We start from the raw sequence: 13390 nt of genomic DNA, 5'->3' as shown, positions 1-13390 counted from the left end.
CGGCGCAGGGCTACTGGATTACGACCGCCTCCGCGCGCGACCACCGGCCCTCCGCCCAGCGCGCAGCAAGCGTGATCGCGAGCACCAGCGCGATCAGCACGACGCTGAACGCCGCGGCAGTTCCAAACGCGAAGTTGCGCAGCTGTGACAGGATCTCCATCGAAATCGGCCGATTGGCGTGGGTGAAGAGCACAATGCTTGCGACGAATTCGCCGACCGCCGTAATGGCGGCGAGCATCGCGCCCGCGACCAACCCCGGCCGCGCGGCGGGCAGCACCACGCGGCGCATGGTGAGCCACCAGCTCGCGCCTAACCCGCGTGCCGCATCCTCGAGCGACGGATCCATCTGGCGCAGCGACCCTTCCGTGGCACTGGACACGAGAGGCACGCCGCGGACGAAGTACGCCAGCGGGAGGATCCAGAACGTTCCGACCAGCAGAACCCGCGCGCTCGCGAGCGACGTGCGATCGAACGTCGATGCAAGCCCGATGGCGATTGCCGTGCCCGGTATGGCCCACGGCAGAGCCACCAGAATCGCCAACAGCCATCGCACGCGAAAGCGGCGAAGGACCAGCAGGTACGCGGCGACGAAGCACACTACGATGTCGAGCGCGGTGGCGATCGCCGTCATCGACACGCTATTCCAGATCGGCACCAACAGGTCGCTATCCGTGGCGAGGCGGCGGAAGTTGTCGATCGTGTACTCCGGCGGGAGGACCTGCGTCGTCCACGTACCGTCACGCGCGAACGAGACGAGGATGACCATCGCGTGAGGCAAGATCAGAATCACCACGAGAATTGCGCCGACGATCGGCGCAAGCAGGCGCGCCGTTGGCGAATGGAGACGCGCGCGGACAACCGTGCCCTTCGTCGACACGGCGTACGTCCGACGCCGCTCGAACCAACGCAGAAGAATGAGCGCCGCGATCGCACCGACCGCGAGCACCGTCGTCTCGACGTACGCAAGATCCATCGCGCCGTTGAGCTTCGACGCCACGATCTGCGTCGAGAGGACGCGGAGGCCGCCGCCGAAGATGTACGGCGCCGAGAAACTGCCGAGCGCGCTCATGAACACGAGCAACATCGATCCCGCGATGGACGGCGTGAGCAGCGGCAAGGTGACGCGGCGGAGCGCGTGCCATCGCGAAGCGCCTAACCCGGCCGCGGCTTCGTCGAGCGACGTGTCCAGTCGTTCGAGTCCCGCCGATACGAACAGAAAGACGTACACGTACATCGTGTACGCGTGGACGAAAATGATCGCGCCCACGCCGTTGAGCGTCCACGGCGCGTGATCGAGGCCGAGCAGCGCTTGCACGCCTCGTGTGATGACGCCGCTCTCGCCGTAGAGAAAGAGAAAGGCGACCACGCCGACTAACGGCGGCAGCGCCGCCGGCAGCGTGGCAACGGCACCGAGCACGCGGCGCCCGCGGAAGTCCACGCGCGTCAACAGGAATGCCAGCGGCAGGCCGACCGCGACGGCCGCGATGACCGAGCCCACGGCGATGATGAGCGTCGTGCGCAGCGCTTCGAGGTCGGTGGGACTCGATGCGAATTCGCGCCACGATCGCAGACCGTGTTCGAAGCTGCCGACGACGATCGACAGGTTCGGGTAGACGACGCTCCAGAGCAGCACGAGCAGCACCGGCGCGGCGAACATCCATGTGCCGCGGGCACCGCCTGCGCGTTTCACGACACCACCGCCACGGGCTCGCGCGTCACTCGAATATTGACTGTGTCTCCCGGCTGCACATCGCGCACGGTGCTGTGTACTTCCAGGTCGATGTCGCCGGCAACCCGCACGCGATAGGCCAGCAACGCCCCCGCAAACCGCCGCTCTTGCACCACGCCCGTCCATGCATCGATTCCGTCCGGCGGCGAGAAGCCGAGCGCGTCGGGCCGGAGCACGGCGGTGGCCGGGCCGTGTGCCACGGCCGGCGCCGGCGCCGCGCGCAGCCGTCGCGCGGCGCCGCCTAACTGCACCGTGATGCTGTCGCCGTCGAACGTGCCCGGCACGAGCGTCGAGCGGCCGATGAACGTGGCGACGTCGCGATTCGCCGGCCGATCGTAGAGCGTTTCGGCGGTGCCCACCTGCAGCAGCCGGCCGGCAGCGAGCAAGGCGACGCGGTCGGCCACGGCAAACGCATCCTCCTGATCGTGCGTCACGAACAGGGCGGTGACGCCGAGTCGCCGGAGGGTGGCGCGCAATTCTTCGCGCGTGCTTCGCCGCAGCGTCGGATCCAGGTTGGACAGGGGCTCGTCGAGCAGCAATACCGGCGGCTCGATGACTAACGCACGCGCGAGCGCCACCCGCTGCTGCTCGCCGCCGGACAACGATTGGATCTGGCGGCCGCCGGCGCCGGCCAGCCCGACGCCGGCCAGCGCATCGGCCGCACGCGACATCCGCTCACGCCGCGCGATGCCCCGCGCTTCGAGTCCGAACGCGACGTTCTGCCCAACGGTCAGGTGCGGGAACAGCGCGTAGTGCTGGAAGACCATGCCGAATCGACGCCGCTGGGGCGGCAGCGATGTGATATCGCGTCCGTCGAGCAGCACGGCGCCCGCATCGGGCGTTTCGTAGCCCGCCACCATGCGCAGGGTGGTGGTCTTTCCCGAGCCGCTGGCCCCGATCAGCGCAACCAGCTCGCCCGCCGCAATTTCCAGGGAAACGGCATTGACCGCCGGGCGTGCTTCACCGAATCGGCGCGTGAGCTGATCGAGCACGAGGTGCGGCGCAGCGCCGCTCACCGCGAACTATTCCGGATGTGCGAATCCCAGTACTGCATCCACGCGTCGAGATGCTGCTCGAGCATCGCTCGATCGAGAGGCATCGGTTTGATCTGCGCGCGCGCCTCGCGAATCCACGGCGGCAGCGAGTCCGCGGGGATGTCGGTGCGCACCGGAATGCGATAGAAGCGATCCGCGGCATCCAGCAACGCGCGCTCGGACGTCACGAACTCGTAATACTCGCGCGCAATCGCCGGATGCTTGCCGCCCTTGACCAACGCAATCGCGTCGACGAGCAGCGGGGTGCCGCTCGTCGGGATCGTGTACTTGACCGGGATGTGATACCGGTCGCGCAACATCGCCAAATCGGGCATGTCGAACAGCGTGATCAGCCCTTCCTGGCGGCCGAGCTTCTGGTAGAGGATGGTCGGGTTGAGCGTGTACTCCTTCGTCTGGGCATCGAGCCGCCGGAGCCAGTCGTATCCCTGGTTAGGCGAACCGGTTTCCCGGATGCTGCGCAGAATGATCGCGCCGAAGATGGCGCGCATGCTGCCGGAAGCGATCGGGTCGCGGATCAGCACCTTGCCCTTCCACCTCGGATCGAGCACGTCGTCCCAATCCTTGGGCGCCGCCGAATCGCTCACCGCCTGGCTGTTGTAGCCGATGACTTCCGGTGTGAGATACGTGCCGTACCACAGGTCGTTCGGGTCGTGGCTGTCGGGCGGCACCGCAGCGGCCCAGGTCGGACGATAGGGCGCGAGCAAGCCTTCGCGTCCGGCGCGCTCGAAGATCTCCTCAGGCGCGCCGAACCAGACATCGGCTTGTGGGTTCGCTTTTTCGCTGCGCAGGCGGTCGATGATGTCCTGCGAGCCCATGTCGACTGACTGCACGTCGACGTCAGGATGCGCGGCCTCGAACTCCTTCTCGTAAAACGACAGCAGGTCGGTGCCGTGCGGAGAATACACGGTGAGCACGGTGCGATGCGGACCGCGCCGGCACGACGCCAGTGCAACGGACGCCAGCACCGCACCGGCCAGTAGCGCACCGCGCCGCCACCGCACGCGCATCACCGCGGGGTCTGCGCGCCATCCGCGGTACCCGCTGCGCGCGGCGCCTCACCTACGCCTAACAGATTGAGAAAGAGCCGCGATGCGCCGGGATTCCCGGCCGGCAGCTGCCGGAACAAGGACAGCGTCGTGTAGACGTACGTGCCGGCGCCCAACCGCGTCTCGAGAATCGCGCCCGAATTCGCCGGCTCGCCTGGATCGTTCATCGAAATCGGCGTCGTGTAGTGCGCATCGATAGTCGACGGCATGTACAAGGATCGCTCCTGCACCCAGCCCGTCCAATCATCGGCCGTGATGCGATTCGGCCAGGTCAGCACTGGATCGTTAGGCAGGAGGATTCGCACCGGCGCGTTCTCGTCGGTCACGCGTGCGGCCGGGCGCGAAAGCGAAATCGGATACGGTAGACGGCCCGGCGCCGTCATCTCGTACTGGCCGTACTGCACGACCATCGTCCCGCCATGACGCACCCAATCGAGCAGCCGCGCGTTGGCCGCCGCCAGCTCGGGATGCGCCTCGTACGCGCGCGTCCCGATGACCAGATCCGTGAATTGCGACAGATCCACCGTCGCGAGGTGCGCCGGATCGAGCACCGTGAGCGGGACGCCTAACTCCTGCAGCATCGGCGCGACGTTGTCGCCGACGCCGCGGACGTACGCGACATCGAGGCGCGGCGGCAGCGCGGCGTCGACGGCGTCCACAGTGAGCGCCGCTCGTCGATACAGCTTCTGCGGGCGAATGTGCGAATACTCGATCGGCACGTATCCGATCGAATATGTGTTCCCACCGCTGCGCGCCACGGCGGCAATTTCGTGCTGGCCCGGGGTCAGCTGACCCGAAATCGCGAATGACACCGTCGCCGTCGCATCGAATCCGCCCAGGTGTGTCGTGCGCGTGCTCGAGTCGGCGTGCAGGCCACTCGGCAGCGTCAGCGACACCTCAACGTCACGCGTCTGGGTGACGCCGGAGATGAGATGCACCTGGACGTTGCGGTCGAGCGGCGTATTCGCCCGCGCGAGCTCGACGGTGCGATCGAGCGTCACGGCGATTGCGGGCACGACCATGAGCGGCCGCTCGACGGCGCCGCGCACGGGATCGGCGTATCGGCGCACGACCGGCACATCGGTCACGAGGTGGCCGTCATCCAGCGCGACGCGCACGTGAATGCCGGCGTCGCGCACGTCGTCCGATCGGCCGTCGATTGGCACGCTGAACATGTCACCGCGTCGAGGCGTGGCCAGCCACCACGGTTGCGAGATCGAATCGCCGTGCACGTACACGGTGTCCGAGTGCGAGCTGTCGGGCGCGATCGCCGCTTGCAGGCGCGCCGGAGCGGAGCCGGCGCCGCTCGACCTGTCGGCGGCGGCCGATGCCGACTCCAGCGTCACGCGCCCCGTGCCGCGATTGTAGACGGTGACGTCGACGGGAATCGAATCGCCTAACGCGACTTCATCGCGTTGCACCGTGGCTTCGATCGCGATGCCGCGCGCCATGAGCAGCGCCCGCGTCACGCGCTGGAGGCCGTCGGCCACCGAGACGAGCACGTCGCCGTTCATCGACTGGGGCGCGGCCTGCGCATCGGCGACGAGCTGCACGAGCGCGGCGTGCGCCCGCTCGAGCGCGGGCACGCCTGTGCTGGGATGGTAGAGGCTGAGCTGTCGACGGGCATCGATCGTCGCCGCGAGCAGCCGCTCGACGGCGGTCTTGTCGGCCGGCCGGCTCACTAACGGAAGGAGGCGGCGCCACGTGGTGTCGATCCCATCGAAGATCGAGCGCTCGCGTTTGGCGTCGGCGGGCGCGCCCGAAGCGCGGGACCCTTCGCGGGCGAGCGAGCCCGTCTGGGCGCCCAGTCGCGCGATCACGCCGAAGCCCTGTGATTTGTGCTGCGAGCGACTCTCGGCGGCGATCTCGGCGAACGATTTGCCTAACACCGGATCGAGCTCGCCGGCGTTGTACGTGAAGGTCGCTCCCTCGCCGTTGAAGTATGACCGCGCGCGGTAAAACTTGAGCGGCGTCCAGGCGCCGTAGCCGGCGGTCGCCGATCTGGGAAACCGTACCGTATCCATGGCCGCGTCGTACGCCTCGCGGGCGACGATGCCGGCCACCTGGTGCTGGCCGTGTCCGTCGCGCGGCGTGCCGGAGAACACGGATACGATCACCTGCGGGCGAAACGCCCGCACGACCGTGACCACATCCTCGAGCACGGAATCGTGCGGCCAGTGCTGGAAGGACTCGGCGCTGCTCTTCGAGAAGCCGAAGTCGTAGGCGCGCGTGAAATACTGGTGGGCGCCGTCGATGCGCCTCGCGGCCAGGAGCTCTTCGGTGCGGATAACGCCTAACGCATCGCCCAACTCGTCGCCGATGAGATTCTGGCCGCCGTCGCCGCGGGTGAGCGAGAGGTAGGCGACGTCGACGTGATGGCCGCGCGTGAGCCACGTGATGAGACGCGTGTCCTCGTCATCGGGGTGCGCGCCGATCACGAGCACGCGAACCGCGACCGGCAGTCCTTCGACGAGCTGGCCCAACGCGGCCGCGCCCCGGTCCTGCGCCGGCAGCGAATGCAGGGCACCTGCGGCGGTCAACGCGAGAGCGACGATGGCGTGGCGTACGTGCATAGGTCCGAGGCACCAAGTGATGGACGAGCGCCGCCACCGCCGCTGTGCGAGCGCGCCCGTCGTCTAACGGACGCGCACGGGGGATCAGCCCCGTGCCGCGCCCGCCGCGCCAACGGGGTCGGCGACGGCGAGCGCGTCGGTGACGATCTTCGTTTGCTGTTCCGTGTGCGAGGTCGCGTATCCCTCGGCGGGACTCGCGCGCTCCGGACGACCAATGTATCGAATGGGCAGCGTGTTCCCGACCGCCGCGCGCAACCGTGGCGCGACGAACGACCAGGCTCCCATGTTCTTCGGCTCTTCCTGCGCCCACACGACTTCCTCCAGCGCCGGATACCGATCGATCACGTTCGCGATCTGCTCGTGCGGCCACGGATACAACTCTTCGACGCGCACGAGCGCGATCGCACCGGTTTTAGACGCCTGTCCCGCGAGATCATAGTAGAGCTTCCCCGTGCAGAGCACCATGCGGCGAACCTGGTCGGCGCCCTGCTCCGCTGCGCCGGCGATCACCGGCTGGAATGCTCCCGAGGTGAGGTCGGAGAGGTGCGATGCTGCCTGCGGGAGGCGCAGCAAACTCTTTGGTTGCATGAGCACGAGCGGCCGGCGTTCGCTCGCCAACGCCTGACGACGCAGGATGTGAAAGTACTGCGCCGGCGTCGACGGATACGCAACACGCATGTTGTTCTCGGCCGCCAACTGCAGGAAGCGCTCGAGACGGGCGCTCGAATGCTCGGGGCCCCCGCCCTCGTATCCGTGCGGCAAGAGCAGCACGACGCCGGAGTCCTGTCCCCACTTTGCCCGGTCCGAAGCGATGAACTGATCGATGATGGGCTGCGCGACGTTCGCAAAGTCGCCGTACTGTGCTTCCCAGAGCACGAGCGTCGTGGGAGCAGCGACGCTGAAGCCGTACTCGAACGCCAGCACCGCCATCTCGGAAAGCGGCGAGTTGTACACCTCGAAGCGGCCCTTGGCATTGGGAATGTGTTGCAGCGGCGCGTACGACGTGCCGTGTTCGAAGTCGTGCAACACTGCCTGACGATGTGAGAAGGTGCCGCGCTCGCTGTCCTGTCCGGTGAGGCGAACCGAGACGCCCTGCACGAGCAGGGAGCCCAGGGCCAGCGCTTCGGCGTGCCCCCAGTCGATGCCGCCGGCTTCGCCTAACGCCGCACGGCGGCGCTCGAGCAGTTTGGCCAGCTTGGGCATCGGCTTGAACTCCGACGGCCAGGTCAACAACCGCTCGTTGACGGACCGAAGGACGTCCGGCGGCACGCTCGTCGTGACCGACGCGAGGTCCGGCGCGGCGGCGTGGTGGCCGTTGCCCTGCTCCGCCGGAGGCGGCGCCGCCTTCACTTGCGTTAGGACGCGATCGAAGGCGGCCTGCACGTCCGCATCGAGTCGCTTGGCATCGTCGTCGGCAAGCAGACCCTCGCGCACGAGGCGCGCGGCCCACACTTCACGCGGCGAGGGATGCGAGCGGATGGCTGCGTACAGCAACGGCTGCGTGAACGCCGGCTCGTCGGTCTCGTTGTGCCCGTGGCGGCGATAGCCCACCAGGTCGATGAGAAAGTCCTTCCCGAACCGGGCGCGATAGGCAAGGCCGAGCCACACGGCGACCACGCAGGCCTCTGCATCGTCGCCGTTCACGTGCACGATCGGCACCTCGAAGCCTTTGGCGAGGTCGCTCGCGTAATACGTCGAGCGGCCGTCGCGCGGGTCGGTCGTGAACCCGACCTGGTTGTTCGAGATGATGTGCAGCGTCCCGCCGGTCCGGTATCCGCGCAGATGCGACAGGTTGAACGTTTCGGCGACGACGCCTTCGCCCGGGAACGCCGCGTCGCCGTGGACCAGCACCGGCAGCACGCGCGCTTCCTCGCGCGACTCATCGGGGTCGGTGCTCGCCGAGCCGGATTGCTGGAGCGCCCGGGCCACGCCTTCGACGACCGGGTTGACCATCTCCAGGTGACTCGGGTTAGGCAGCAGCACCACCTGCACTGCCTCACCGGTGGACAGCTTGCGCACCGTGCGGGCGCCCAGATGGTACTTCACGTCACCGCTATCGTTAGGCGCAGACGCGTGGGCGTGCTTGCCCTCGAAATCCTCGAAGATGGCGGAGACCGGCTTGTCCAGTACGTGCGTGAGCACGTTGATGCGTCCGCGGTGCGCCATCCCGATCACGACCTGGCGAGCGCCGGCGCGCGCTGCACCGTCGATGGCCGCATCGAGCATCGGCACCAGGGCGTCCGTGCCTTCGATTGAAAAGCGCTTGTAGCCCTGGTAGGCGAAGCCCAAAAACCGCTCGAGGCCATCCACTTCTGTGAGCCGGCGCAGAACGACCCGTTTTTCATCCGGCGTGAGCTCGCGGCGCATCTCCCCGCCCTCGATCGCACGACGGAACCAATCGCGCTCGGCTTCCTCTTCGATGTGTTCGAATTCGAATCCAATGCTCGACGAATAGATCTGCCGCAGACGCGTCACGGCGGCAGCAGCCGTCGCGTCATCGGGAAAGCCGAGCGCCGCGCCGGGGATCTTCTCCAGATCCGCATTCGAGATGCCGTGAAATTCCGGCTTGAGCTCGGCGGCGCTGAGCGGCGGACTGCCAAGCGGGTCCAGCTGAACGTCGAGATGTCCGTACTGTCTGATCGCCTGAACGAGCCCGGCGGCGCCGGCCACCTTTCGAAGGTAAGCCGGATCGGTTGCGTCACCGCCTGCGGCAGACTCGGCGCCGGCGAGACGCTGTGCCATCGAAAAAAACTGCCGCCACGACGAATCAACGGATGCGGGATCGCGCAGGAACGACTCGTATAAGCCGGCGATGTAGCCGTCGTTGAAGGCGCTTGTGATGGGGAGAGAACTCATGGAGCCGAAAAATGTGCGAGGGTGCTCACCTGGGGTAGGTGGGCACCCTCTTTTCAACGTTAACCGTCCCTAGGTGAGCCTCAGCGCGCTCACCCATGCCCCGTTTCGTCGGCACCGAGGCTTGGTACCAGCGTCAGCGGTACCAGTTTTGGCACCACCGAAGAAACGTGAATCGGCCGGGGTTCTGGGCGACCGAGAAAACGTCAGCTACGTCTTGGGCGCCCGCCTCTGCTTCAACCAGTCGTACACCTTGACCCCACCGCTGGACGCTGCCACGAGGAGACCGATGTACAACCCGAAGCCAAGCATGAACGGAAGGAAGCGAACTGGCCCCTGGTGGTGGCGAACGACGTACATCGGGATGGCGACGTAGATCAGGCCAAAGAGCAGCACCCCGAGCGCCAGCTTGCTGAAGAACCACAGCAGCAGGACGGCAAAGCGGGTGACCTGTCCTAGGAAGGTGGCGAGACGTTCAACCCCGGCGTCGAGCGTGTGCATACGTCGAAGACGGTCGGCTCATCGTGGCGGTCACCTTCCTCAAGATCGCGTGCGACGATTTGCTCCTGTCTGCCCTGGATTGATGCGTTAGCCCACTTGCGAACATTCACCGACAAACATTGCATTCAAGGCGAGAGTTAGGCGACCTGACGTTGGGTCGCCATGCGTATTGAGTCTCTTACCGACGTGGGGATCGTATGGGGCGCTCGGAACGAATTGCACTCATCCAGCAAATTGAGCAGGAACGTAAGAGCAAAGTAGTCGCCTATATCACAGGAGATCGAGGCCAGGCAGGAGCGCAAATCGGCGACGACGCGTTGCGACCACTCTACGACCATCTCCGTGAGATCGGCCACATCGAAAAACTTGACCTCTTCATCTACAGCCGTGGCGGTGCAACCGATGTGCCCTGGCGGATCGTGTCAGCTCTACGCGCCGCGAGCGATGAATGGAGCGTCTTGATTCCGTTCCGTGCGAACAGCGCGGCAACGATGATCGCGCTCGGAGCTGATCACATCGTCCTAGGTTTACATGGTGAGCTCGGACCGATTGATCCCAGTCTTACGACCCAGCGCATTATCCCTCAGCCGGGCGGCGGACAAGGGATGGTGATTCAAGACACCGTGAGCGTCGAGGACGTGATGGCGTACGTGCGCTTCGTCCAACAGCGGGTCGGCCTCTCAGATCAAGGCCCGCTCGCGGAGAGTCTGGGGAAGCTTACTGAGCGCCTCGATGCCGTAATGCTTGGCAACATCTACCGAACGCACTCACACATTCGCGACGTGGCGCGACGCATCATCGCATCAAGAAGGGAGCCGCCCGACGCAGCGTCAGTAGACGGTATCGTTAGCACGCTAGCAGAGAAGGTCTACGCACACGGTCATGCGATCGGGCTCAAAGATGCTGAGCAACTGCGGCTGCCGGTGAAACAGGCACCGACGTCGTTAGACACGTTGATGTGGGATTTGCTCGGCCAATATGAACAGGACATGAAGTTGCTTGAGCCGGTCGATCCGGCGGCGGCCGTCGCTATCTCGGACCCATATCTTGAGCCGTGCGTGATCTCAATCATGGAGAGCGCACGCACCGTTCACGAGTTCACGGGCACGCTCGAAGTTCGCGGAAAGCGACAGATGCCACCAAACCTGACCGTCGCCTTGAACATCGCTCTACAGGTACCCCCTGGCGTGAACTTCGCGCAGTTGCCGCCACAGGCGCAGCAACTGCTCCAGTTACTACAGCAGATGATCGGGCAGGCGCAGCAAGCAGCCACGCAACATGCGGCACAAGCAGTAGCGGATGCGCTGAAGACCCAGGCGCCACTTCTGGGTACTGAGGTGGCGTTTAGAAACGGCGTGTGGAAGCGGAGCAGCTAGATCGCGACGGCGACGCTCAGGCCGGGGGCGATCGTGCTGGTGCTCGGCGATAGGATGCGATCGACCCCGCGCGCGAGCGGTTCCTCCGGCGTCGACGGCTGTTCAGTGACAAGCTGCGCTGGCGACTGATACAGGACCAGCGGCTCACCACAGTCGCTGACGATGCTCAGCCTAACCGCGATCTGCACTGACATGTCGAATTTCCTCCCCTGAGTGCGGGCAGTCTCTGCGCAACAAACTGGCAACTGCGATGCCGCCGCACAAGGCACCCGTCGAAATATTACGTCATACTGACGATCATGCTGCCCCCGGCGTGAACCGGCCTCGGCAAACAAAGGCCGAATGCCACGCGTCGGCTGTGTCTAACACTACTAGCGCCTTGCAGTTCCGGGCGCCCTCACGACGTGCAAGGGAACAAGTGACTTTCGTCCGCCGGACAAGTGTCCATTGCCTAACTCGGCGCATGCGATCAGAACGCCTTCCATAGCTCCGGCGTGACGCCCGTGAAGCGGGCATGGTCGGCGGTCTTGAACAGCTCCGGCAAGCGCTGCGCGCGGTCCATGAGGAAGTCGACGCAGAACGCACCCTCGATGTCTGTGATGCCGGTGCCGACGGCCGCCGCGACGGCGTCCTCGACGACGAACCGGGGTAGCGCCTGCACGCGCTCAATGCCTCGCTTCAGCCCATCGAGGTGCGTCAGGTACGGCGGGACGACGTGCTTACTGAGGTCCAAGGACGTGCGTTGTTCCTCCAGTGCAGGCTCGACGTACGGCCCGGGTCCGAACAGGGCGTGGCCGTGGTCGAAGACCTGTATCAGTCCGGTGGTGAGGTCGAAGAAGACATTCCGCTCGTGTCGGTCCGCGTTGAGGACCCACGCGTCGAAGACGACTAACCGACTCGCCAAGCTCGGGTCGTGCGCCACGAACGCGCGGGCGTTCACGGGTGCCAGCTCTTGGCCGCTCACGTTGAAGTCGAGCGAGACGTAGTGCAGCGTTCCTGCGTCGGTGACCACGCAGCCGGGCGGCGAGCCTGGTATCACTCCTTCGACAGTGACGACGCAGCCCGGTGGCACCGGCAAGCCGAGCACGCGACCGAGCCGCCCGCAGATGATCTCGTTCGGCACGACCCAGTTCGAGAGGATGCCGGCCGTCTTCGCGACCCCGGTGACGTGCACGTGCCGAATGCCCGTGATCGTGTTCGACCCCAGCATGGCCGTGTTCCCCGCCACCGGTGGCCCGGCCGCGATCAGCTTGTACCGGGTCACTGGCATCGGCCTAACGCCCGCTCAGCAGCACGCACCAGGTGATCTGGCCGGCCGCCGTCGCCGCTTGCAGCGCTCGCGCCAGCTTCGGCCCGCTCGCCCACGTGATCGCCCGCCCGGTGCTGTCGCTCTGCAACGTCGCGCCGCTGGAGAACGCCCCGCCACTCTCGACCTGCACCGGCAAGCCGGGGACGGCGAGGTAGCCCATGCTTTGGTTCGCGCCGCCACTCCCGGCGGCCGGCGTCACCGCGTCGGCGTCCTGCCCACTGGTGCAGAGCCCCGCGCCGGGTGGCACACCCGCGAACGCGACGAAGCGGTTCGGCGTGGGTGTCGCCCCGAGGTCGATCATCGCGGGCGCGCCGCCCGCATCTTCGGCCCAACTCATGGTGTGCTCTCCTCTCCGTCGTAGGGGTGTTCGTGCTCACCTGGCTCATCGTCCTCACTGTCCTCGGTGTCATCACCGGCGTTAGGCAGCGGACGCTGCTCGGTCCACAGCTCGTCGAAGAGCTGCTTCGCCTGCTTGTGCGCCTCGCGGGCGTCGGCGCCTTTCGCGACCGGTAGCTCCGAGACCTTCCACGGCGCTTCGACGCACGCCCTGGCCTCAGCGAAGAACGCCTTGAGCCGGTCCTTCGGGACGTGCCGCGACACCAGGTAGATGAAGAGGTGCGTCAGGACCACGGCTTGCTCACGCGTCACGTACTCCTTGACCAGCTGCGTGCGCTGCGTCTGTGCTTTCACCAGTCGAGTCTTGACGGCGAACAGGTTGGTTAGCTCGGCGCGGATGGCGCTGGGGTTCCGTCCCGGCCGGCCGGCTTTGACGTCCCGCAGTGCCTTGTCGTATTCACCGCGCAGCGCGTTGATGTGCCGGTTCGTCAGCTCGATCTCGAACTGCATGTCACCAGCGGCGGGGTCGAAGCCGAGGCGCAGCGTGTCGACGTAGCTGGCATCGACTCCGGTGCGGTCGTCGAGCCACGTCTTGCCGCGCTTGGGTGCCTT

Annotated in this window: 11 protein-coding genes; 1 reads left to right on the top strand and 10 read right to left on the bottom strand. The window is 66.2% G+C overall.

Translation table 11 applies throughout. The features are described from left to right. Window positions 1–10: 10 nt before the first annotated feature. From VFW04_12290 to VFW04_12265, 6 genes are all read right to left on the bottom strand, one after another. The gene (locus VFW04_12290) at window positions 11–1690 is read right to left on the bottom strand and encodes an iron ABC transporter permease (protein ID HEX5180104.1); all 1680 of its coding nucleotides are present in this window, start codon (window positions 1688–1690) and stop codon (window positions 11–13) included. Then, window positions 1687–2745 (bottom strand): ABC transporter ATP-binding protein, encoded by a 1059-nt coding sequence (locus tag VFW04_12285; protein HEX5180103.1) that lies wholly within the window; start codon window positions 2743–2745, stop codon window positions 1687–1689. Before VFW04_12285 ends, VFW04_12290 begins: the two co-directional genes overlap by 4 nt. Continuing rightward, on the bottom strand, window positions 2742–3785 hold the full coding sequence (locus VFW04_12280; GenBank protein HEX5180102.1) for an extracellular solute-binding protein: 1044 nt from the start codon (window positions 3783–3785) through the stop codon (window positions 2742–2744). Before VFW04_12280 ends, VFW04_12285 begins: the two co-directional genes overlap by 4 nt. Before the next feature lie 5 nt (window positions 3786–3790). Then, window positions 3791–6403 carry a PIG-L family deacetylase gene (locus tag VFW04_12275; protein HEX5180101.1) on the bottom strand — a complete coding sequence of 871 codons (2613 nt, stop codon included), beginning with the start codon at window positions 6401–6403 and terminating at the stop codon, window positions 3791–3793. Between the two features lie 84 nt (window positions 6404–6487). Then, window positions 6488–9259: a 2-oxoglutarate dehydrogenase E1 component gene (locus VFW04_12270; protein HEX5180100.1), complete on the bottom strand. Its 2772-nt coding sequence runs from the start codon at window positions 9257–9259 to the stop codon at window positions 6488–6490. A 207-nt stretch (window positions 9260–9466) separates the two neighbouring features. After that, window positions 9467–9757, bottom strand: a complete 291-nt coding sequence (locus tag VFW04_12265; GenBank protein ID HEX5180099.1) for a hypothetical protein — start codon at window positions 9755–9757, stop codon at window positions 9467–9469. Window positions 9758–9954: 197 nt separating this feature from the next. Between VFW04_12265 and VFW04_12260 the strand changes: the two genes are divergently transcribed. Next, window positions 9955–11133, top strand: a complete 1179-nt coding sequence (locus VFW04_12260; GenBank protein ID HEX5180098.1) for a hypothetical protein — start codon at window positions 9955–9957, stop codon at window positions 11131–11133. On the opposite strand, the gene VFW04_12255 is transcribed toward VFW04_12260, so the two are convergent. The 4 genes from VFW04_12255 to VFW04_12240 all read right to left on the bottom strand — a co-directional run. Further along, on the bottom strand, window positions 11130–11327 hold the full coding sequence (locus tag VFW04_12255; protein ID HEX5180097.1) for a hypothetical protein: 198 nt from the start codon (window positions 11325–11327) through the stop codon (window positions 11130–11132). The genes VFW04_12260 and VFW04_12255 overlap by 4 nt on opposite strands. A 275-nt stretch (window positions 11328–11602) precedes the next feature. After that, entirely contained in the window at window positions 11603–12397 is a 795-nt protein-coding gene (locus VFW04_12250) for a HipA family kinase (GenBank protein ID HEX5180096.1), read from the bottom strand. Between the two features lie 10 nt (window positions 12398–12407). Beyond that, a complete protein-coding gene (locus VFW04_12245) occupies window positions 12408–12779 on the bottom strand; it encodes a hypothetical protein (GenBank protein ID HEX5180095.1) in 372 nt (123 codons plus the stop codon). Further along, window positions 12776–13390 (bottom strand): hypothetical protein (locus VFW04_12240; protein ID HEX5180094.1); only part of this gene is annotated, 615 nt, incomplete at its 5' end. The genes VFW04_12245 and VFW04_12240, both read right to left, overlap by 4 nt.

The sequence above is a fragment of the Gemmatimonadaceae bacterium genome (genome assembly GCA_036273715.1).
In the GTDB taxonomy this organism is placed as follows: domain Bacteria; phylum Gemmatimonadota; class Gemmatimonadetes; order Gemmatimonadales; family Gemmatimonadaceae; genus JADGGM01.
The sequence above is the reverse complement of the archived record's forward strand: the minus strand, read 5'-3'. Positions and strand labels throughout refer to the sequence as shown.